General features: G+C 45.0%; 24 protein-coding genes. 17 read left to right on the top strand and 7 right to left on the bottom strand.

Annotation, left to right across the window (positions count from 1 at the left end; genetic code table 11):
- Positions 1-154 precede the first annotated feature (154 nt).
- The 7 genes from HWX64_RS19205 (at position 155) to HWX64_RS19235 (ending at position 7,202) form a co-directional block, all read left to right on the top strand.
- A complete protein-coding gene (locus tag HWX64_RS19205) occupies positions 155-1,120 on the top strand; it encodes an MBL fold metallo-hydrolase (RefSeq protein ID WP_175991123.1) in 966 nt (321 codons plus the stop codon).
- Positions 1,121-1,134: 14 nt separating this feature from the next.
- Positions 1,135-1,929 (top strand): SDR family oxidoreductase, encoded by a 795-nt coding sequence (locus tag HWX64_RS19210; RefSeq protein WP_175991124.1) that lies wholly within the window; start codon positions 1,135-1,137, stop codon positions 1,927-1,929.
- 49 nt (positions 1,930-1,978) lie between these two features.
- Positions 1,979-2,512, top strand: a complete 534-nt coding sequence (locus HWX64_RS19215) for a DUF3221 domain-containing protein (protein ID WP_175991125.1) — start codon at positions 1,979-1,981, stop codon at positions 2,510-2,512.
- Positions 2,513-2,769: 257 nt separating this feature from the next.
- Positions 2,770-3,624, top strand: coding sequence for a GRP family sugar transporter (locus HWX64_RS19220; protein WP_175991126.1), 855 nt, complete (start codon positions 2,770-2,772; stop codon positions 3,622-3,624).
- A gap of 81 nt (positions 3,625-3,705) precedes the next feature.
- Entirely contained in the window at positions 3,706-4,491 is a 786-nt protein-coding gene (locus tag HWX64_RS19225) for a glucose-1-dehydrogenase (RefSeq protein WP_175991127.1), read from the top strand.
- A gap of 1,089 nt (positions 4,492-5,580) precedes the next feature.
- The gene (locus tag HWX64_RS19230) at positions 5,581-6,843 is read left to right on the top strand and encodes a DNA polymerase thumb domain-containing protein (RefSeq protein ID WP_175991128.1); all 1,263 of its coding nucleotides are present in this window, start codon (positions 5,581-5,583) and stop codon (positions 6,841-6,843) included.
- 23 nt (positions 6,844-6,866) lie between these two features.
- Positions 6,867-7,202 carry a YolD-like family protein gene (locus HWX64_RS19235; protein WP_175991129.1) on the top strand — a complete coding sequence of 112 codons (336 nt, stop codon included), beginning with the start codon at positions 6,867-6,869 and terminating at the stop codon, positions 7,200-7,202.
- A 61-nt stretch (positions 7,203-7,263) separates the two neighbouring features.
- Here the strand turns inward: HWX64_RS19235 and HWX64_RS19240 are convergent, their stop codons facing one another.
- Positions 7,264-7,479, bottom strand: coding sequence for a CDGSH iron-sulfur domain-containing protein (locus tag HWX64_RS19240; protein WP_175991130.1), 216 nt, complete (start codon positions 7,477-7,479; stop codon positions 7,264-7,266).
- A 127-nt stretch (positions 7,480-7,606) separates the two neighbouring features.
- Here HWX64_RS19240 and HWX64_RS19245 point away from each other — a divergent pair, with 127 nt between their 5' ends.
- A complete protein-coding gene (locus HWX64_RS19245) occupies positions 7,607-7,939 on the top strand; it encodes an iron-sulfur cluster biosynthesis family protein (RefSeq protein WP_175991131.1) in 333 nt (110 codons plus the stop codon).
- Between the two features lie 15 nt (positions 7,940-7,954).
- On the opposite strand, the gene HWX64_RS19250 is transcribed toward HWX64_RS19245, so the two are convergent.
- The 4 genes from HWX64_RS19250 to HWX64_RS19260 all read right to left on the bottom strand — a co-directional run bounded on the left by HWX64_RS19250 (position 7,955) and on the right by HWX64_RS19260 (position 11,038).
- Positions 7,955-8,872 (bottom strand): aminoglycoside phosphotransferase family protein, encoded by a 918-nt coding sequence (locus tag HWX64_RS19250; protein ID WP_175991132.1) that lies wholly within the window; start codon positions 8,870-8,872, stop codon positions 7,955-7,957.
- The gene (locus HWX64_RS19255; protein WP_175991133.1) at positions 8,869-9,801 is read right to left on the bottom strand and encodes an alpha/beta hydrolase; all 933 of its coding nucleotides are present in this window, start codon (positions 9,799-9,801) and stop codon (positions 8,869-8,871) included. The genes HWX64_RS19250 and HWX64_RS19255 overlap by 4 nt, the downstream gene beginning before the upstream one ends.
- Positions 9,802-9,939: 138 nt before the next feature.
- The gene (locus HWX64_RS22140; protein ID WP_303049501.1) at positions 9,940-10,071 is read right to left on the bottom strand and encodes a hypothetical protein; all 132 of its coding nucleotides are present in this window, start codon (positions 10,069-10,071) and stop codon (positions 9,940-9,942) included.
- Positions 10,072-10,138: 67 nt separating this feature from the next.
- A complete protein-coding gene (locus HWX64_RS19260) occupies positions 10,139-11,038 on the bottom strand; it encodes a hydroxymethylglutaryl-CoA lyase (protein WP_175991601.1) in 900 nt (299 codons plus the stop codon).
- Positions 11,039-11,222: 184 nt separating this feature from the next.
- Here HWX64_RS19260 and HWX64_RS19265 point away from each other — a divergent pair, with 184 nt between their 5' ends.
- From HWX64_RS19265 to HWX64_RS19280, 4 genes are all read left to right on the top strand, one after another.
- Complete coding sequence (locus tag HWX64_RS19265) at positions 11,223-12,410, top strand: acetyl-CoA C-acetyltransferase (protein ID WP_175991602.1); 1,188 nt, start codon at positions 11,223-11,225, stop codon at positions 12,408-12,410.
- A gap of 37 nt (positions 12,411-12,447) precedes the next feature.
- A complete protein-coding gene (locus HWX64_RS19270; RefSeq protein WP_175991134.1) occupies positions 12,448-13,137 on the top strand; it encodes a CoA transferase subunit A in 690 nt (229 codons plus the stop codon).
- A gap of 18 nt (positions 13,138-13,155) precedes the next feature.
- Positions 13,156-13,818 carry a CoA transferase subunit B gene (locus tag HWX64_RS19275; RefSeq protein ID WP_175991135.1) on the top strand — a complete coding sequence of 221 codons (663 nt, stop codon included), beginning with the start codon at positions 13,156-13,158 and terminating at the stop codon, positions 13,816-13,818.
- Positions 13,819-14,194: 376 nt separating this feature from the next.
- Complete coding sequence (locus tag HWX64_RS19280) at positions 14,195-14,425, top strand: YqkE family protein (RefSeq protein WP_175991136.1); 231 nt, start codon at positions 14,195-14,197, stop codon at positions 14,423-14,425.
- Positions 14,426-14,478: 53 nt separating this feature from the next.
- On the opposite strand, the gene HWX64_RS19285 is transcribed toward HWX64_RS19280, so the two are convergent.
- Together HWX64_RS19285 and mciZ are read right to left on the bottom strand one after the other, a co-directional pair.
- Positions 14,479-15,402, bottom strand: a complete 924-nt coding sequence (locus HWX64_RS19285) for an aldo/keto reductase (RefSeq protein WP_175991137.1) — start codon at positions 15,400-15,402, stop codon at positions 14,479-14,481.
- 113 nt (positions 15,403-15,515) lie between these two features.
- Positions 15,516-15,647 (bottom strand): Z-ring formation inhibitor MciZ, encoded by a 132-nt coding sequence (gene mciZ / locus HWX64_RS19290; protein ID WP_175991138.1) that lies wholly within the window; start codon positions 15,645-15,647, stop codon positions 15,516-15,518.
- 81 nt (positions 15,648-15,728) lie between these two features.
- Here mciZ and HWX64_RS19295 point away from each other — a divergent pair, with 81 nt between their 5' ends.
- From HWX64_RS19295 to xerD, 5 genes are all read left to right on the top strand, one after another.
- A complete protein-coding gene (locus HWX64_RS19295; protein WP_175991139.1) occupies positions 15,729-16,277 on the top strand; it encodes an NUDIX domain-containing protein in 549 nt (182 codons plus the stop codon).
- A 188-nt stretch (positions 16,278-16,465) separates the two neighbouring features.
- Complete coding sequence (gene spoIIM / locus HWX64_RS19300; RefSeq protein ID WP_175991140.1) at positions 16,466-17,119, top strand: stage II sporulation protein M; 654 nt, start codon at positions 16,466-16,468, stop codon at positions 17,117-17,119.
- Between the two features lie 109 nt (positions 17,120-17,228).
- Positions 17,229-17,684, top strand: a complete 456-nt coding sequence (locus HWX64_RS19305; protein WP_175991141.1) for a Fur family transcriptional regulator — start codon at positions 17,229-17,231, stop codon at positions 17,682-17,684.
- A gap of 241 nt (positions 17,685-17,925) precedes the next feature.
- Positions 17,926-18,153 carry a YqzK family protein gene (locus HWX64_RS19310; RefSeq protein ID WP_175991142.1) on the top strand — a complete coding sequence of 76 codons (228 nt, stop codon included), beginning with the start codon at positions 17,926-17,928 and terminating at the stop codon, positions 18,151-18,153.
- Between the two features lie 6 nt (positions 18,154-18,159).
- Positions 18,160-19,053, top strand: a complete 894-nt coding sequence (xerD, locus tag HWX64_RS19315; RefSeq protein WP_175991143.1) for a site-specific tyrosine recombinase XerD — start codon at positions 18,160-18,162, stop codon at positions 19,051-19,053.
- Positions 19,054-19,068 lie beyond the last annotated feature (15 nt).

Genomic DNA, 19,068 nt, shown 5'->3' on the forward strand with positions numbered 1-19,068 from the left:
GATTATCTTAAAAAAGGAGCTTGTCTGTCAAGTGTTTATTTCAGTATATTCATAAGATAAGAAAAATGACAAAGAAAGGAATTAACTGTACACTATAAAATGAAGGACCATTCATTTTTAGGTCATATTTAATACACTGGAATGTGGTGAAATAATGTCAACTACTGGTTTCGTGGATAACATTGCCAAGATTACATTGTCAACTCCGTACGCGGTGGGGGATGTCAATGTCTATTTGATAAAGGGGGATGTGCTTTCCTTGGTGGATGCGGGTCCGCTTACGGATACCGCATGGTCTCAACTAACCGGCGGGCTGGCTTCTTTAGGTTATTCCGCCGGGGATATCGAACAGATCATCCTGACCCATCATCATCCCGATCACGCTGGAATGCTGCAGCGTTTTTCTGAATCTGTAAAAATCACCGGCCACAAGTATAATCAATACTGGATAAACAGAGATGACTATTTTCACAAGGTTTACGACCGTTTTTTCTATCAATTGGGTCTTGAATCGGGGCTTCCGCAAGCCTATCTTTCAGCGATCCCCAAGTTTAAAAGCCCATTGAAATACATGGGATACAGAAACTTGGATGATGCTATAGAAGAAGGGGACTCCTTACCCGGACTTCCCGGCTGGAGAATCATTGAAACCCTGGGGCACGCTCAAAGTCATCTCTCTTTCTACCGGGAAAGTGATGGAGTGATGATCGCGGGCGATCATATTCTCGCCCATATCTCTCCCAACCCGATCATCGAGCCCCCTTTTGATGGGGGAACAGTGCGCACAAAGCCGCTCCTTCAATACAATGATTCGTTAAAGAAGCTGATGGGCATCCCCATCTCATATGCTTATACCGGACACGGGGCAGAAATCGAGAATGTCCATGACTTGATTCCGAAGAGACTGGCGAAACAGGAAGAAAGGGCAAAGGCAGTCCTTGGGATGATCAAGGGTAAACAACAAACTGTTTTCGAAATCTGTAAGCTACTATTTCCTGCCGTTTATAAAAAGGAGCTCGGGCTTACGTTGTCAGAAACAATCGGCCAATTGGATTATCTTGAATCTCTTGGGTCCATCCGGAAAGAAAAGCAAGATAATGTCTACTACTACCATGCGTAATCGAGGTGAAAGAGTTGAATCATAGAATTAAAGGAAAGAATATTGTCATTACTGGGGCATCAGGGGGTATCGGTGAACAAATGGCTTTAAAAGTAGCCGAAAACGGAGGAAATCTGGCCTTGATTGCCCGGCGTCTTCATTTGCTGGAGAAGCTGAAACACAGCGTGGAAAGTAAATTTCAAACGAAAGTGGAAATTTATCCGCTGGATGTCTCCAGGTACGAAGAGATACCAGGCGTTTTTCAAACGATCCTGAATGATTTCGGAGAAGTGCATGGCTTAATCAATAATGCAGGATACGGCATTTTCAAAGAAGCGCATGAAGCTCCTTTTCCAGAAGTGAAAGGGATGTTCGAAGTGAACGTTCTGGGTCTGATGGCTTGTACAGGCGAGGTCCTTCCTCATATGCGTGGACAGGGGTTCGGACATATCATCAATATTGCATCGCAGGCAGGTAAATTTGCATCCCCTAAATCAAGCGCTTATTCAGCATCCAAACACGCTGTTCTCGGTTACACCAATAGCCTGCGGATGGAGGCGGCAAGATACGGGGTCCAGGTGACAGCCGTCAATCCGGGACCGATCGCCACTGACTTTTTTTCAATTGCCGATGAATCGGGTACATATGTGAAGAATGTGGAGAAGTGGATGTTGAAGCCCCGATTTGTAGCAGACAAAGTGGTTGATTCACTCTTTACAAACAGAAGGGAAATCAATTTGCCGCGGTGGATGAATGCAGGCAGTGTGGTGTATCAACTATTTCCATCTTTTGTCGAAAAAGTAGGAAATAAACTTTTTTTCAAAAAATAGTGAAACCGAATAGTACTTTAGTACGTCTAATCTTATAAGGAGGGAGTCTATGAAAAAACAATCCATCTTATTCATGCTGTGTGTCTTTTTTCTCATAAGCGGTTGTCAGTCGGCTGGAGTCGCCGGCAAGCCTCAGCACAATGAAGATTTCATAGGCTTTGCGACTGATATAGATCTTGAGAATAATAAAGTGCTGATCAATGACGTATGGTTTTCATTTGATAAACAAACAGAATTCAAATCTGATAAAAAGAAATCATTACATAGAAAAGATTTGACAATCGGTCAAAAGGTAAAGGTGAAGTTTGACGGTGCCTCTTCTGAATCTTTTCCTGCCAGTGCAGCTGCACATCAATTCATTTTGCTGACTGATGAACAAAGCAAGAAACAAGGGAACGCCGTGGAACTTGTCGTGAAGGATCCCCGTTTTTCCCAAGTGGTCATGCAATCAATGGAAAAGAATCCGACAGGGATGTATTCCCTGCGCTTTAAAGACTTGTCCCTCAATAGGGATGTCCACGTGCTTGTCAATATTGACGACAAACGCGTCATCGTACCCATATCAACCTCTGTCAATGAATAAAAGAGCGGTCATCGAGCCGCTCTTTTTTTTGTATTCAAAAGGGTGTACCGTTCTTGCATGTTCATATTTAAAAAGGTCTTTAGCATCTTCTTATAAATAATTGTTTTTCCCTTCGTCCCACTCCAGAGCGATTACACAAAACAAAATATGGGTATGCATCATTGAACAAGTAAAATGCTGATCTTATTAAAAAGTATGCCTACTTTTTTCCTTCAGTGGGAAACTAATGTTATCTACGTTAAAAGGGATGTGAATGTATGACGGGTATTTTGTTAGCCCTGATCCCCGCAGTCGCATGGGGGAGTCTTGTGTTTGTAAGTGTAAAGCTCGGGGGTAATGCCTACAGTCAGACGGTCGGGATCACAATCGGATCCCTGCTGTTTGCGGTTGGTATTTTCCTCTTTAAATCACCCCAATTATCAATGCTTGTTTGGGGTGTCGGTTTCATTTCAGGCATCTTTTGGGCGGTGGGACAAGTCAACCAGCTCGCAAGTGTCAAGTTTATTGGTGTCGCCAAAACAGTGCCCATTTCCACCGGGATGCAGTTAATCGGAACGACTCTATTCGGCGTCCTGGTGTTTAAAGAATGGACCACCACTGAAACCATCATGCTGGGAAGCGGGGCTGTCAGCGCGCTTATCATTGGGGTGATCCTGACCTCCTATACACAAAAATCCGAGGACAAAGATAATCAACAGTTGAAGAAAGGTCTTCTTACATTGTTTATATCAAGTCTTGGGTACATAGCGTATGTCGTCATTGTCCGCTGGTTCAAGATCGACGGCTGGGAAGCCATTTTGCCGCAGGCCATCGGAATGTTTATCGGGGCGGTTGCCATCACCGTTAGACATAAGCCTTTCACTAAATATACAATCCGCAATATTTTAACCGGCCTCATGTGGGCAGCGGGAAATCTCGGGCTATTGCTTGCCCTTCCGAGGATCGGTGTTGCCACGAGCTTCTCCCTTTCACAAACGGGAATTGTCATTTCGACAATCGGGGGGCTCTTCTTTTTAGGGGAAAAGAAATCGAAAAAGCAAATACTGCTTGTCATCGCTGGTTGTATTCTCATCATTATCGGCGGCGTGCTGCTGGGGTTCACAAAAGAATAGACCAAGCATTACGTCAATCAATTCTTTTGTCCATTACAAAATCTCTGCCCCCAGAGCTGAAAAAATAAAGGAGGAAATACTATGTTTTCAGATTTAAAAGGAAAAGTGGTCGTTATCACTGGAGCTGCAACTGGAATCGGAAAGGCAATCGCCAAAAGGTTTGCCGAAGAAAAGTGCAAGGTGGTCATCAACTACTTCAATGAAGATGAAAATCCACGGGAATTATTGAAGGAAATCGAACAAAGCGGCGGTACTGCTTCCATCATCCAGGGTGATGTGACAAAAGAAGAGGATGTGGAAGGCTTTGTCAGATTCGCTCACGATACGTACGGAAGCCTCGATATTTTTGTGAATAACGCTGGAATCGAAAATGAAGTGCCGTCCGAAAGATTATCCCTCGAAGATTGGAATAAAGTACTGAATACGAACCTGACCGGAACCTTCCTCGGATGCAGGGAAGCGGCGGAGTACATGTTGAAGAATGGCATCAAGGGCTCGATCATCAATATTTCGTCCGTACACGAAATCATCCCCTGGCCGCATTTCGTTCATTATGCCGCCAGCAAAGGCGGAGTGAAACTGTTGATGGAAAGCCTGGCTTTGGAATTCGCGCCCGACGGCATCCGGGTGAACAACATTGCCCCCGGCGCCATCGATACCCCTATCAACGCGGAGAAATTCTCCGACCCCGAAAAGAAAAAAGGGGTCGAAAAACTGATACCGCTCGGCTACATCGGCGAACCTGAACAAATCGCTTCCTGTGCAGCATTTCTAGCATCAGAGCAGGCAAGCTATGTAACCGGAACGACCTTGATCGCAGATGGGGGAATGACAAAGTATCCGGGATTTCAGGCCGGGAAAGGGTAAGGAGATGAAAGGGTAGGGCGGTGTTTGGATATGAGGAGTCTGCTCTGTAATGGGGCGGGCTCTTTTTTGTTTACACGCAGGAGCGAATTTGAAAGTAAGGTCTCCAGCAGTAGATGTGGAGAAGGGTTTTTATCCTTTTATTAGAGAGAAAACGGGATGTTATAGCTGAAATGACTTTTTTCATGTAAAAAAGGCTGCTTTAAAGCTAACGGGTGCTGTTTTGGAGTGCAAAATTGCAATCTACACCGCAAAATGTGGTGATCATTGCAGATGCATTTACACTTAATCTTACCCGACAAAGTGAACAGAAGCGGGCCCCCCGAGTCAGATGAAAGAATCAGTAACATTGGATGATTAAATAAGGGGAGAACTTTCCCTTAATGAAGTAATGGAACTGAAAACAGTTAAAATAAAGGGAAGTTTTACTTCTATTCACTTGAAAAACATTAAAATTGGGGATTTGTGCAAGATTAGAAGAAAATTTTCCCCTTATTTACCCCTATCCAAGCGAGCTTCAGCAGATTAACGGGAAAATTTCCCCTTATTTATCTTTAGTTACTCTATAAAGGATAAGGCATCCTTATAATCCTAACAGTGTCCAGCTGCAGGGCTTAGAGGCACATGTCATAAGCCGAATTGTCCAAGAAGGCAAAGACCCGCCTTCATGGCCAATTCGTCTTATGCCACCCGCCTCTGAGCAAAGCCCTTCCGCTTTTCTTTTGTCCAGCTCCGCCGGCTAGAGGCTCGAGACATAAGTCATGCCATCCAAAAAGGCAAAGAGCGCCTTTATGGCTGCCCTGTCTTATGCTTGTCGCCTCTGAGCAAGCCGCCTCCGCTTTTCTAGTGTCCAGCTGCAGTGGGCTGCTCCCGTTTGAAAATTAACCTTAGTCTTTTGAGGCAAAAAGCGCCTCTAAAGCCTAAGAACATTTTTCAAAGGGAGCAAAACGCCCACTTCCGCTTTTCTGTCTCCCAATATTTTAACTCCATTGCCAGTAATTTAAGTTGAAAGCGAACGTATATTCGTATACAATCATAGATATAATAAACAAGAACGAATGTTCGATTTCATGAAGGGAAGGAGTGAAAAGGATGACTGTCGATTACAGCGGGCTGCCGCACCACAAGATTTTATGCATCGATATGAAGAGCTTTTACGCCAGCTGTTCGGCTGTCATGCTCGGACTCGATCCGCTCCAGTGCCATTTAGCGGTGGTCGGGGACCGGGAGCGGCAGGGGAGCATTGTATTGGCTGCGTCTCCCAGATTAAAAAAAGAATTTGGAATTAAAACGGGGTCGCGGATGTTCGAAATTCCAAAGGATCCACGCATTCAGCTAGTAGAGCCCAAAATGGCCACCTACGTGCGCATCTCCACTGAAATCACCCGTCTGTTTCATCGTTATGTCCCGAAAGACGCCATTCACACGTATAGTGTCGATGAAAGCTTCATCAAAATTGACGGGGCCACCCATCTGTGGGGGGACGCCATGACCATCGCCCGTAAAATCAAAGATGATATGGAAAGGGAATTTCAGCTTCCGTGCGCCATCGGCATCGGACCCAATATGCTTCTCTCCAAGCTTTGTTTAGACCTTGAAGCAAAGAAGGAGGGAATTGCAGAGTGGAGGTATGAAGACGTGCCGGAAAAGCTGTGGCCTCTGTCCCCCCTCAGTGAAATGTGGGGAATCGGCCGCCGTCTTGAAAAGACGCTCAACCGGATGGGGATCTTCTCGGTCGGGCAGCTGGCCCAGTATGAGCTGGAAAAGCTCGAAGCGAAGTTCGGAGTAATGGGCAACCAGCTGTATTATCATGCATGGGGTGTGGATTTATCGGAAATCGGGGCGCCGATCATGGAAGGGCAGATCAGCTTCGGAAAGAGTCAGATCCTCCTCAGGGATTACAAGGAAAGGAAGGAAATCAAGTCTGTCATTCTCGAGATGTGTGAAGAAGTGGCAAGAAGAGCGAGGACACATAAAAAGGCCGGAAGGACCATCAGCTTCGGAATCGGGTACAGTAAAGAAGAATTTGGGGGCGGGTTCCACCGTTCGAGGACGGTGGAAGAGCCGACCAATATCACGATGGATCTGTACAGAGTCTGCCTTGAGCTTTTCGAAGAGAATGATAACGGAAAGACTGTCCGGAAAATATCCATCGCCCTTTCAAATATTGTGGAGGATGAAACGCTGCAGATTTCCTTATTTGATCCCAAGCGATGGGAGAAGCGCGAATTGGGATATGTGGTGGATAGGATTCGCCGCAAGTATGGGTCGGCTTCCCTGCTCAGGGCGGTATCCTATACAGAAGCAGGAACGGCGAGACACCGTGCGCGGCTCGTCGGAGGACACAAATCATGATGAAATCCGGGAGGTGAGCAAGTGTGATTCGTGACCGAGGAAGAATCAAATGGACGTCCATGATGCTGCCGGAGCATGTGAAATTATTACGCGACTGGGCGAAAGAAGATACCTATGAAAAAAGAAAAGAGCTTGATGAACAAGAATTAGAAGTATTGAACGAAGTAGTGGCGGAAGCGATGGAATTCGGTAAAGCCGTATCCATCACTCATTATGTGAATCATCGGCATGAGGCCCTTGTCGGAACCATTCACCATGCTGATTCATTGGAAGGGAAGCTGCATGTCGTGGACAGGGGTGAGAAAGTTCACTATATTCCTTTATCGGCCATCACGGATATCCGCTTTTTTGAAGAGTGAGCAGGTCACTGGTACCAATAAAAAGAGAGACTTTGCAAATGAAGTCTCTCCGCTTTCATCATTATTCCTCATCCAGCACTTTCTCCGCACGCACACAAGATTCGAATTTCCCCTTGTGGGAAGCGTCGCAGAACGGCATTTTAGTAGATAGACCGCAGCGGCATAATGAGAAGACCTGCTTCGTGGGAAAAACATTTCCGTCTGCATCGATTAATTCGACATCCCCGGTTACCCGAAGAGAACCGTTGTCATTGACTTTGATTTGAGCTTTTGCCATGAAAAACCACCCTTTCTATAAAATACAAAAGTTTCCCCATACTGATAGTAAAGTGAAAGATGAAAAAATGCAATATAATAAAGGGAAGAGAAAAAATATGATAGGATGGAAGGGAGGAGGAAGTCAAATGAACATTCAACTTACAGATGCAGCAGCAGAAAAGATAACCGAGAAAACAGCAGGCCAAAAAGGTTATTTGAAATTAAAATATGACATAGACGGATGCGGGTGTGTAGTGAGCGGCGTCCCGACCTTATGGTATGTGGCAGAACCGGATGAAGTCGATGATGTGACAGTCGAGACCAATCATTTTCCGATTTTGGTTGAGAAGTCGAAAACGGTTTTTCTTGATGAAGATTTGAAAATCGATTTTTCAACAACCAGTAATACCTTTCAACTGAAAAGCCCTGGACAGATCCTCAACGGAAGAATGAACTTCATCCTATACCCTGCAGAATAGAGAAAAAGCCGGTCCTCAAGGGGAGCCGGCTTTATTTTCATTCATGAGCCTCTCATACATTTCCGCAATGGCTGCCCCGTTTTGCCAGCAGTCGCCCCCGTCTTCTGTACACCAGCAGGCAGACAGGACGGAGTGACAGAATCCGTAAGCGATGAGCTTTTCATAGGAAAGGGACAGAAGGGAAGACAAGGTCAGCGTTCTGAATTTTAAGAGTTCATAAGGATTTTCATGGTCCTTCCAGTGGTTCAGGGTGTACTGGATGCAGTCGTATTCCCGCTCCCCGATCAGCCCCTTGGGATCGATGGCGGTCCAGCCGGCAGCCTCGGAGTACAGGATGTTTTCATGATGCAAGTCACCGTGAAGCAGGTAACGGTCCTGTGGGGAACCGAGAAGCCTGCGGAAAAGTGACTCTGCTTTTGAGATCATCTTCTCCGGCAGGGGACCGTTCCCGTCCTTAAAGCGGGATTTATATCGACTGATGCCTTCCGACCAGGCTTCAACATCGGGAAAAGAGTGGGAAGTTGAAGGCTTGTGCCACAATGACCTGGCAATAGAGGCGAAAATCTTTAATTGCTCCATTTCATTTCCAAGAGAATGTAAAGGGGAGCCGGGCTTTACATGAGAGAGGAGCATCCAGCCCGTTTCCTGGTCAGAGTCGATCATCTTCACCATGGCATCCCCGGAGAATTCCCTGAGTGCATGGAATTCATTTGAAAAGTCTTTATTGGGATACCCCGTTTTCAACACCACGGAAGTCCCGTCATGGAGTACGGCCGGGACGACGAAATTGTAGCTCAAGGAAAAAGGTTCACCGTATGTCAGGTTAAATCGTTCCTTCAGGATGAGTATCGTCTGTTCAGCTTGATCGATCCAGGCCGCCCCGGATTCTCCATACATCGTTATCATCTTAGAATGGAAATAGCCCGGGATCATGAGGCGCCCTCCTTTTTATGGTTGACGACTTCATCCAGGAATCGTTGGACCACGCCCTCATACTTCTCGGGATCTTCGTTGTAGGATTGGGCATGGGTGCCGCGGAAATCAAGATGCATCATTTTCGCCCCCTGCTTCTTATGAAATAAATCTTCCGTCATTTTCGGCAGGATATAGTCGTCTTCCATACTGTGGATGAACAAGACAGGCTTTTGGATGTTCCCGATGACCGAAATAGGGGAGAGTTCCTTTAACGAATAACCCTCGCGGAATTTCAAGGTTCGGCTTACGAGAGGCAGCAGGAATCTCGCTGGCACTTTCAGTTCGACACTCATCCTGTAGGCGAGCTGTTCGGCGAAATCGGAATACGGGCAATCTGCAATATAAAAGTCAGCGCAGTCCTCGACACTTCCCCCGAAGAGGAGGACGGTCGCGGCCCCCATGGATTCACCATGCAGGCCAAAAAAAACATCTTTGCCTTCCCGTTGGATCAATTCATCGACGACGGCTTTTAAATCGTACTTTTCGTAATATCCGTAGCTTGTCGTGCTGCCGCCGGACCCCCCGTGGCGCCGGTGGTCATAGATGATCGCGTTGAATCCTTTTTTTATAAACATATTCATATATTTAATGGAATTAAGCTTATTTTCAGTGACCCCATGTGCAAAGATCATATATCTCTTATGAGGGTAAGGAGTGACGAAAATAGCGTTGAGATCATATCCGTACGGCGAGGGGATGTTCACTTCTTCTTTGGGGAGTGCATCATATTCTTCCTGGTTTAGCCGGAGTGCATTGATTTCCCTTGAACGAACGGAATGTTCATCTTTTTTTGGAAGGTACAGGAAGGTATTCGTAATGAAATATCCCAATCCGCCAATTCCAAGAGCGGAGAGGAACCCTCCTAGCAAGAGAGATCTCTTTTTCATACATATCACCTCATTGTCTTACAGCAGTGCATTTATTTTATCATTAAAGTGGAAAGAAGTGGAATGTAAATGCATTGGGAGCATTGGTGAATAAGGAAAAAGAAGCGCCCCGCTGCGGAGGGCACTTCTGAAGGTGAATCAAGATTTGGCATTTTGACGCTTAGTCGGGTGAATCGCTTTATCAAGCTCTTCCGCAGATAGAGTATTCGCCGTTGTATCGCTGTTTGGCTTTCCTTTTTGACTAAATCCTTTTTCGCGTTTTTGACTCATGTTTTCATCACCTCATAGCATGGAATTAGTCTTAGAATGCTCGAGGGGATGACGGGATATGCAGCAATTATTGATTCAATTCGTAAAGTCTGTAATAGCCGGTATCAATCGGCCTGCTGATGTGAGGCTTCACAATGTCAATCGCTTGGGAAAGCTTTTCCAGATCGATCCCGGTCTCCACTCCCATTTCTTCAGCCATGTATACAACGTCTTCCGTCGCAACATTTCCTGTGGCTCCCGGAGCGAACGGGCATCCACCCAGTCCGCCGGCAGAAGTATCAAAGCGATCGACCCCGGCCTGCATCGAAGCGAGGATATTGGCCAAGGCAAGCTTCCTGGTGTCATGGAAATGAGCAGTCAGGAGTGTATCAGGCAGCTCATCTTTAAGTAAAGAAAATAGTGTATGCGCTTCAAGGGGATTCGCACGCCCGACTGTATCCGCGACACTTAACTCATCGACGCCCATCCCGACGAACCTTTTGCAGAGGGAAAGGGTATCCCCAGGCTCGATTTTTCCTTCATAAGGACAATAAAAAGCTGTCGAGATACACGCTCTCACAAAATAACCCCGGTCTTTTAACTGAGCAATGAGAGGCTCAAGATCTGAAAGCGCCTCTTCTGTTGTTTTATTGATATTCTTTTGATTGAACGTACTGCTTACTCCTACAAATACAGCTACAGCCCTGCAGCCGGTTTCATATACACGATCGAGCCCCTTCTTGTTCGGTGCAAGCACGAAGTCGCGAGAGTCACTTGTTAAGCAGGAATCAACAATATCTGCTGCATCCTGCATCTGAGGCACCCATTTAGGAGATACAAAGGAAGTCAATTCCATCTCCCTGATACCGGATTCCTTCAGGCGTAATATAAATTCTTTCTTCGTATCGGTCGGCACAAAGTTCTTTTCGTTTTGTAAGCCGTCGCGCGGCCCCACTTCGATAATGGTTATGCTTTTAGGTAATTTCATCATTTCCCGCCCCCTTGTACTTATTGTAGGAAAATTTCGACAACAAAATCAACTAAATTTTTTAAGAAAGAGAAAGGAAAATGAAGCGTTTACATAGAAAAGGTTAAAGTGGAGATATTTTTGCCTATTCTCTAAAGGGTGGAAATTCATGCAAATCAGTCAGAATGGAATGGGAGGAAGAGAAATGTCGAATGAGGTTGTAATCGTAAGCGCGGTACGTACAGCGATTGGGAGCTTTAACGGCTCATTGAAGGATGTTTCAGCACCTGAGCTTGGAGCGATCGTCATTAAAGATGCTCTTGAAAAGGCCGGACTGAAAAAAGAAGATGTCGATGAAGTCATCATGGGGAATGTCCTGCAGGCCGGATTAGGTCAAAACCCTGCAAGGCAGGCATCCATAAAAGCAGGATTACCGGAAAGCGTACCTGCCATGACGATTAATAAAGTATGTGGTTCCGGATTGAAAACCGTACATTTGGCAACTCAGGCAATACTTGCAGGAGATGCCGATATTATAGTTGCAGGCGGAATGGAAAACATGAGCCAGGCCCCGTATTTATTAAAAGGGGCAAGAAATGGATTCAAAATGGGAGATCAGAAGGTAGTGGACAGTATGATTTCCGATGGCTTATGGTGTGCATTCAATGATTATCATATGGGGGTGACGGCTGAAAACCTGTGTGACCGCTATACCTTATCCCGTGAAGAACAGGATGAGTTTGCAGCGTGGAGCCAGGAGAAAGCAAGTGCTGCCATCGAGTCAGGCAGGTTCAATGATGAGATTGTCCCTGTACATATTCCTCAGCGTAAAGGTGATCCGGTTGAATTCAGCCAGGATGAATTTCCACGCAAGGGCTCAACTGCAGAGAAATTATCCGGACTCCGTGCGGCCTTCAAAAAGGACGGGAGCGTTACAGCCGGCAATGCTTCTGGAATCAATGACGGAGCGGCTGCTGTAGTGGTCATGTCAAAGAAAAAAGCAGATGAGCTGGGGATTGCCCCTCTCGTTACGATAAAAGGGAATGCAAATGCCGGGGTCGACCCGAGTGTAATGGGGATTGGTCCGGTAGCGGCTGTTAAAAAAGTGCTGGAAAAAACAAAGCTGACGCTTGAAGACATGCAGCTGATCGAAGCGAATGAAGCGTTTGCTGCTCAATCTCTTGCTGTCGACAAAGAGCTGGGGTTCAAACGGGACGCTCTCAATGTAAATGGCGGAGCCATTGCTTTAGGGCATCCGATTGGAGCAAGTGGAACAAGGATCCTGGTGACGCTTATCCATGAAATGAAGAAAAGACAGGTCCAGCATGGATTAGCAACTTTATGTATCGGCGGAGGTCAAGGTGTAGCGACAGTCGTAGAGCTGCATCAATAAAAAAGCTGGCTGAAATAAGAACTGAGGAGGGAATACAATGAAACAGGTTTATACTTCATACAGTGAAGCGGTGGCGGATATACATGATGGTGCCACGCTTATGGTAGGCGGATTCGGCCTTTGCGGAATTCCGGAGAAATTGATTCTTGCCCTGGTGGAAAAAGGCGTCAAAAACCTGACAGTCATCTCTAACAACTGCGGTGTGGATGACTGGGGGCTGGGATTATTACTGAAAAATAAGCAGATTGATAAAATGATCGGCTCTTATGTAGGAGAAAACAAAGAGTTCGAAAGACAGGTGCTGTCAGGAGAGCTTGAAGTGGAACTGGTCCCTCAAGGAACATTGGCGGAAAAGATTCGTGCAGGAGGAGCCGGAATCCCGGCATTTTATACACCGGCCGGAGTCGGGACACCGGTTGCGGAAGGAAAAGAAACACGTACGTTTAATGGAAAAGAATATCTGTTGGAAGAAGCCTATACAGCTGATTTTTCGCTTGTCAGAGCCTGGAAAGCAGATAAAATGGGGAACTTGGTATACAACAAAACGGCGCAGAACTTCAATCCGATGATTGCTGCTGCCGGGAAAGTAACCATTGCTGAAGCGGAAGAAATTGTAGAAATTGGAGACATCAATCCCAATGAAGTTCACACTCCAAGCATCTATGTTCAACGATTGGTTCAGGCAGAGCAGGAGAAACGTATTGAAAGAAGAACAGTCAAAGCCTAGAAGGGAGAGTGGAAAAGGATGGATCGTGCAAAGATGCGTGAAAAGATTGCCAGAAGAGCGGAAAAAGAAATTCAAGATGGTTTTTATGTGAATTTAGGAATTGGAATGCCGACCTTGGTCGCAAACTATATCACAGAGAATAAACAGGTTGTACTCCAGTCTGAGAATGGACTGCTCGGTATCGGCCCTTACCCGACAGAAGAAGAATTGGATGCTGATTTGATCAATGCAGGGAAAGAAACGGTCACTGCTATTCCAGGCTCCTCTTACTTTAACAGTGCGGAATCCTTTGGGATGATCAGGGGAGGACATATCAATATCGCCATCCTGGGCGGAATGGAAGTTGCCGAGAATGGTGACCTTGCCAACTGGATGATCCCTGGAAAAATGATCAAAGGAATGGGCGGAGCGATGGATCTGGTCCATGGTGCCAGGAGGATCATCGTCATCATGGAACATGTGAACAAAAGTGGCGAAAGTAAAATCCTTAAAGAGTGCACGCTGCCTCTTACAGGTCAAGGAGTGGTCGACCGGATCATCACCGACCGTGCTGTCATGGACGTGACGGAAGATGGCTTACTTCTCCGCGAGGTAGCGAATGGCTTCACCGTTGAAGATATCCAATCTTCAACAGCCGCCAAACTAAAAGTGGCAGAAGACGTCCAACTTGAAGCATACTAATCAACAAACGAACCATCCGGGAAAGCAATACCTCCCGGATGTTTTTTTTATTTCAACATGCTATATTTCTAGTAGTTGCAATTGTTTTTAGGAATTTTTATTAAACCTCTCCAGCTGTTTATTGGAGTGCAGGACGAAGACTCCTATCAGAAAAGCGGAAGGGCTTTGAAGAGAGGCGGGTGGCATAAGGCGAACCGGCCTAGAGGGCGCTTTTTGCCTTCTTGGCCGGTTTGACTTATGACATGTGCCTCTAAGCCCTGCAGCTAGACATGAAAAACCTAGCCACCAACCGCCCGCGGAAAGCGAAGTCCTGCACGGAATCGGGCAGCGGTGATGAGAAAGTATATCTAAAATTGCATAGTCAGGGGGATCTCCAATGTCCAAAAAAAAGAAACAAGAAGCAGAATTGACATTAAAGAACTCTATAAATGCCGATCTGTTTGAACAGCTCAAGAATAAGAAGAAAGAGCTGGAAAAAGTGGAAGAAGTGAAAAAAGAAGAAGAGCGCCAGAGGAAAGCGGAGGAAATAAAACAAAGAGAGAAGAATAAATCCTTCGAAGAATTATTGAATGAAAGCGATATGAATTGGGAGAATTATAAGAAATAAAAACAGCTGCAGGGGATGTATCCTGCAGCTGTTTCTGTGATAAATAACATTATCTAGTCCCTATGCTGTTCATAACGAGAAAGCTTCGTCAACTGAGTCAGCACTTCAAGCTCTTTTTTTGAAAGTGGCGGACGGTTAACAGCTTCGATATTTTCCTGCAGCTGCCGGGTGGAACTGGCTCCCGGGATGACGGATGCCACCGAAGGATGAGCAAGGTCATACTGAAGGGCAAGTTCATTCATGCTTCGCCGTTCCGCAGCTTTCCCTTGGATGGCGTGCAGTACTTCTTCCAGTTCTGCAAATGAATAATCCAAGTATCCATTCTCTTTTATCTTGTCAGAAGCTTTCGAAAGCATTTTTTCAGAAAGAAGTCCTTTTGCAAGGGGGCCGCGTGCAATCATGCTCACTTGATGATCATCCAGGAGCCCCATCCATTCCTCTGGGCGACGGTCCAGCATACTGTACTGCATCATCACACTTTGCATAGATGATTGGGACAATACTTTTTTAATGACATTCGGGCGAATCGAAGATATTCCGTAATAACGGATATAGCCTTCCTCCTTCAATTCTTCAAATGCCTCGATACTGTCTTCGAAATTGTCTTCAATGGTTCCGCCGTGCAACTGATATAAGTCGATATAATCCACTTTAAGTCTGGCAAGGCTATCTTTGACTGCGGACTTTATATATTCCTTGGAAGGGTCCCATCGCCACCCTTCTTTGACATCATTCCATCGGTTCCCGACTTTCGTGGCGATGATCACCTTGTCCCTGACCTCTTTCAGGGCAGTGCCGACGATTTCCTCATTTCTTCCGAAGTCATATAAGTCAGCTGTATCAAAATAATTGATGCCGTTTTCCAAGGCAGTTTGAACAATTTCTTGCGCATTCTTTCCTTCGGTGCCAAGGGACATACAGCCAAGGCCCATCTTTGAAACATACAGGTCAGAGGTGCCAATTTGTCTTTTTTCCATGATAACCGTCCTTTCCATTCGTTCATTCACTATCTATTATTTTAACGAAAGCGGGGACAGTTAAACAAAAGATACGATTTACATTGTCGTGATGAAGCATCAACATCCATCATCTATCCCTTGATGGATGTTTCTGTCCACTCTTTGACGGTACCATATTTCTTGCTGTACTCCTTCAGCTTTGCCCTGACTTCCCAAGCTTTCCCGGCAAGAACCACTCGGTTTTTCTCTACGATTACCTGCAAAAGCGGTCACCTCATCCTTTCTATGAAATATGGTAAAATGTATGAAAGTAAAGTGATTGTGAGAACAAGGAGAGTTGAATAGTGAAAAAATTTGAAGAGAAGACGCTTAATAGTGAAACGATTTATCAAGGGAAGATCATTGACCTGAAAGTGGATGAAGTAGAGCTTCCGAACGGAAAGACGTCAAAAAGAGAACTGATCAAACATCCGGGGGCCGTTGCGGTCATCGCTTTGACACCGGAAGGCAAGATCGTGATGGTGGAGCAGTATCGGAAGGCACTTGAAAAATCTATCGTTGAGATTCCTGCCGGTAAGCTTGAACCTGGCGAAGAACCTATCATCACCGCTGCCAGGGAACTGGAGGAAGAAACTGGATACGGCTGTGAAAGGCTCGAGCACCTCATCTCCTTTTACACTTCCCCAGGATTTGCCGATGAACTTGTGCATCTCTACATTGCAAAAAATATTACTCCTTTAGAAGAAGCAAGAGAACTTGATGAGGACGAGTTTGTAGACCTTATTGAGGTGACGGTGGAGGAAGCCCTGGGGCTGATTAAAGAGAAAAGAATCTATGATGCAAAAACAGCCTATGCAGTACAGTATCTCCAATTGCAGCAATTTTATAAATAAACACTCAAGAGACGCCGCTTACTTTCAAGCAGGCGTCTTTTTAATAGATTCACTTGAATCTTTTGTTGGTTTCAATACCGCCCGAAGCAGTCTTGAGCAGAATCAATTAGATGAATGGACAACCTGCGGCATATACTTGTCCCCTCCTGCATATATTCTACTAATCGATATCTAGGAGGAGCATTGTGATGCGCAAAAAATTATCAAATTCAAATCCACTCGTTCAACATGTACAAGCACATTCCTCAATCTATTTATTTATCATTACATTGTTTTTAATGGGAATCATCTTTGGGGCAATCGTGGTGAATTCATTGTCTTTTGCTCAAAAAGAAGATTTATTATTTTATTTAAGTAAGTTTTTCAGTGAGATCGAAGGGGGGAGGATCACATCGGCAGAGGAACTGTTCAGACAAAGTTTCCTTCATAATGTGAAATACCTTGGCCTGATTTGGATATTGGGTATTTCAATCATAGGTCTGCCCCTGATTTTTGTCCTGCTTTTCATGAAGGGGGTCGTAGTCGGATTTTCTGTCGGCTTTCTTGTCAATCAAATGGGATGGAGCGGATTTCTGCTTTCTTTTGTGAGCGTACTGCCTCAAAACATCATCATCATTCCAGCATTCATCTTCATAGGAGCGATCAGTGCCAGCTTTTCCCTTACACTCATTCGTAAAATATTTGTACGTCATAGTGCATCCATGCAATTTCAAATCATCCCCTTTCTATCAAGGTATGTCATTTTCTTCGTCATAGCAGTGGGGATCGTGACGGTTGCGGCCAGTATAGAAGCATACCTTTCTCCCCAATTAATGGAAGCCGTCATTTCGAGAATAAAATAATGATTATTATATAATAATCGTTTCATTTTCTTTATTATAATAATTTTATTTTGCTTATTCCTCCCTTTTTGATATAATAATAAGGACATTGACGAGGGAGGGAAGGACTATGGAAAGTCGTATTGAACGAATCAAAAAGCAGCTTCATTCCGCCAGCTATAAGTTGACTCCGCAGCGTGAAGCTACTGTACGTGTGCTGTTAGAGCATGAAGAAGATCACCTGAGTGCCGAAGATGTATACCTCCTCGTTAAGGAAAAATCTCCGGAAATTGGACTGGCGACGGTGTATCGTACACTCGAGCTGCTGTCTGAACTGAAAGTCGTGGATAAGATCAATTTTGGTGATGGCGTATCACGCTATGACCTGCGTCAAGAAGGAGCCGCCCACTTTCATCACCATTTAGTGTGTATTGAATGCGGAGCGGTGGATGAAATACAGGATGATCTTCTTGAAGACGTTGAAAAGATTGTTGAGAGAGATTGGAAATTTAAAATTAAAGACCACCGATTAACCTTTCACGGCATCTGTTCAAGATGTCAGGATAAAGAGGAAGAATCTGAATAGTAGATGGAAAAGCCCTGAAGAAGCTGGTTGTTGTTTCGCTCCGAAACGATTTTATACATATCTTTAAGGGCTTTTTTTAATCAGCCCTGCAGCCAATATCAGCCTGGTCACACCTCCACCGGAAAGAGCAAAAAAGATGAAAAATGTGTCCCCCCTTGGTATAAAACAGTCCAAAAACGTCATAGCTTGTATTATAGAGACGAGTTGACTGTGAAATATCATTTACCTGGAGGACAACCTTATGAAAAAAGGACTTGGAGTGGTCTGGCAGACCATTAAAGTATTTATCTTATTTACTGGATCGACGATATTATTTTATTATGGAATCATATGGATAAGTGAAGAGTACGAAGGTTATCACAAGTACGATGAGCCAGAGGGAGCAGCGGTTAAAGTGTTTTCTTCCGTAGCAGATGAAGAAAGCCATTGGTACGATCGATTATTATTTTTTTATATGAACGGGGAGTAATGCAATTTGGAAGACGAGATCAAAGATTATATGCATTTTTTGATTGTTGAGAAAGGGCTCGCAAAGAATACCATTGAGTCCTATCAGCGTGACTTAAGGAACTATGCACTGTATTTAACCAATGTAGAAGAGATTTCGAGACTCAATGAGGTTACCAGAGTGAATATTGTCCAGTTCCTGGGACACCTGAAGGAGCAGGGGAAATCCTCTAAGACCATTGCCAGACATGTCGCTTCGATTCGATCATTTCATCAGTTTCTCTTAAGGGAAAAGAGTACAGATCAAGACCCGACCGTGCATATAGAAACACCGAAAACGGAGAGGAATTTACCAAGGATATTAAGCATCGAAGAAGTCGAAGCGCTGCTTGAGGCACCGGAGGAATCTACACCTCTTGGGATGAGGGACAAAGCGATGCTGGAGATACTTTATGCCACCGGTATCCGGGTGAGTGAACTTATTTCCCTTAAAATGGAAGATGTACATCTTACAATGGGGTTTGTCCGCTGTATCGGTAAAGGGAATAAGGAAAGAATCATCCCCATCGGAAAGACTGCCATGAGTGTATTGGAAAAATACTTGGAAGATGCCAGGCTGAAGTTAAGGTCGAAAAAGCATAAGGATGATCACCTGTTTTTAAATCACCACGGAAAAGGGTTAACAAGACAGGGATTCTGGAAGAATTTGAAGGCACTTGCCAAAAAAGCCAATATCGAAAAAGATTTGACGCCTCATACATTGAGGCATTCTTTTGCCACACATTTATTGGAGAATGGCGCCGATTTGAGGGCTGTCCAGGAAATGCTCGGCCATGCTGATATTTCTACGACTCAAATTTATACACATGTAACCAAAACCCGTTTGAAAGACGTTTATTCAAAGTTCCATCCAAGGGCATGATATAAGAGAGACTTC

The sequence above is a fragment of the Bacillus sp. Marseille-Q1617 genome, from assembly GCF_903645295.1.
Classification (GTDB): domain Bacteria; phylum Bacillota; class Bacilli; order Bacillales; family Bacillaceae_B; genus Rossellomorea.

Bases quoted from the DNA above. Each gene is read 5' to 3' on its own strand.
- HWX64_RS19240 (WP_175991130.1), bottom strand. From the start codon at position 7,479: ATGGCAAAAGCTCAAATCAAAGTCAATGACAACGGTTCTCTTCGGGTA.
- HWX64_RS19305 (WP_175991141.1), top strand. From the start codon at position 17,229: ATGGAAAGTCGTATTGAACGAATCAAAAAGCAGCTTCATTCCGCCAGC.
- HWX64_RS19260 (WP_175991601.1), bottom strand. From the start codon at position 11,038: ATGAAATTACCTAAAAGCATAACCATTATCGAAGTGGGGCCGCGCGAC.
- spoIIM (WP_175991140.1), top strand. From the start codon at position 16,466: ATGCGCAAAAAATTATCAAATTCAAATCCACTCGTTCAACATGTACAA.
- HWX64_RS19280 (WP_175991136.1), top strand. From the start codon at position 14,195: ATGTCCAAAAAAAAGAAACAAGAAGCAGAATTGACATTAAAGAACTCT.
- HWX64_RS19205 (WP_175991123.1), top strand. From the start codon at position 155: ATGTCAACTACTGGTTTCGTGGATAACATTGCCAAGATTACATTGTCA.
- HWX64_RS19220 (WP_175991126.1), top strand. From the start codon at position 2,770: ATGACGGGTATTTTGTTAGCCCTGATCCCCGCAGTCGCATGGGGGAGT.
- HWX64_RS19215 (WP_175991125.1), top strand. From the start codon at position 1,979: ATGAAAAAACAATCCATCTTATTCATGCTGTGTGTCTTTTTTCTCATA.
- HWX64_RS19230 (WP_175991128.1), top strand. From the start codon at position 5,581: ATGACTGTCGATTACAGCGGGCTGCCGCACCACAAGATTTTATGCATC.
- HWX64_RS19245 (WP_175991131.1), top strand. From the start codon at position 7,607: ATGAACATTCAACTTACAGATGCAGCAGCAGAAAAGATAACCGAGAAA.
- HWX64_RS19275 (WP_175991135.1), top strand. From the start codon at position 13,156: ATGGATCGTGCAAAGATGCGTGAAAAGATTGCCAGAAGAGCGGAAAAA.
- HWX64_RS19265 (WP_175991602.1), top strand. From the start codon at position 11,223: ATGTCGAATGAGGTTGTAATCGTAAGCGCGGTACGTACAGCGATTGGG.
- HWX64_RS22140 (WP_303049501.1), bottom strand. From the start codon at position 10,071: ATGAGTCAAAAACGCGAAAAAGGATTTAGTCAAAAAGGAAAGCCAAAC.
- HWX64_RS19285 (WP_175991137.1), bottom strand. From the start codon at position 15,402: ATGGAAAAAAGACAAATTGGCACCTCTGACCTGTATGTTTCAAAGATG.
- HWX64_RS19270 (WP_175991134.1), top strand. From the start codon at position 12,448: ATGAAACAGGTTTATACTTCATACAGTGAAGCGGTGGCGGATATACAT.
- HWX64_RS19255 (WP_175991133.1), bottom strand. From the start codon at position 9,801: ATGAAAAAGAGATCTCTCTTGCTAGGAGGGTTCCTCTCCGCTCTTGGA.
- HWX64_RS19310 (WP_175991142.1), top strand. From the start codon at position 17,926: ATGAAAAAAGGACTTGGAGTGGTCTGGCAGACCATTAAAGTATTTATC.
- HWX64_RS19225 (WP_175991127.1), top strand. From the start codon at position 3,706: ATGTTTTCAGATTTAAAAGGAAAAGTGGTCGTTATCACTGGAGCTGCA.
- HWX64_RS19250 (WP_175991132.1), bottom strand. From the start codon at position 8,872: ATGATCCCGGGCTATTTCCATTCTAAGATGATAACGATGTATGGAGAA.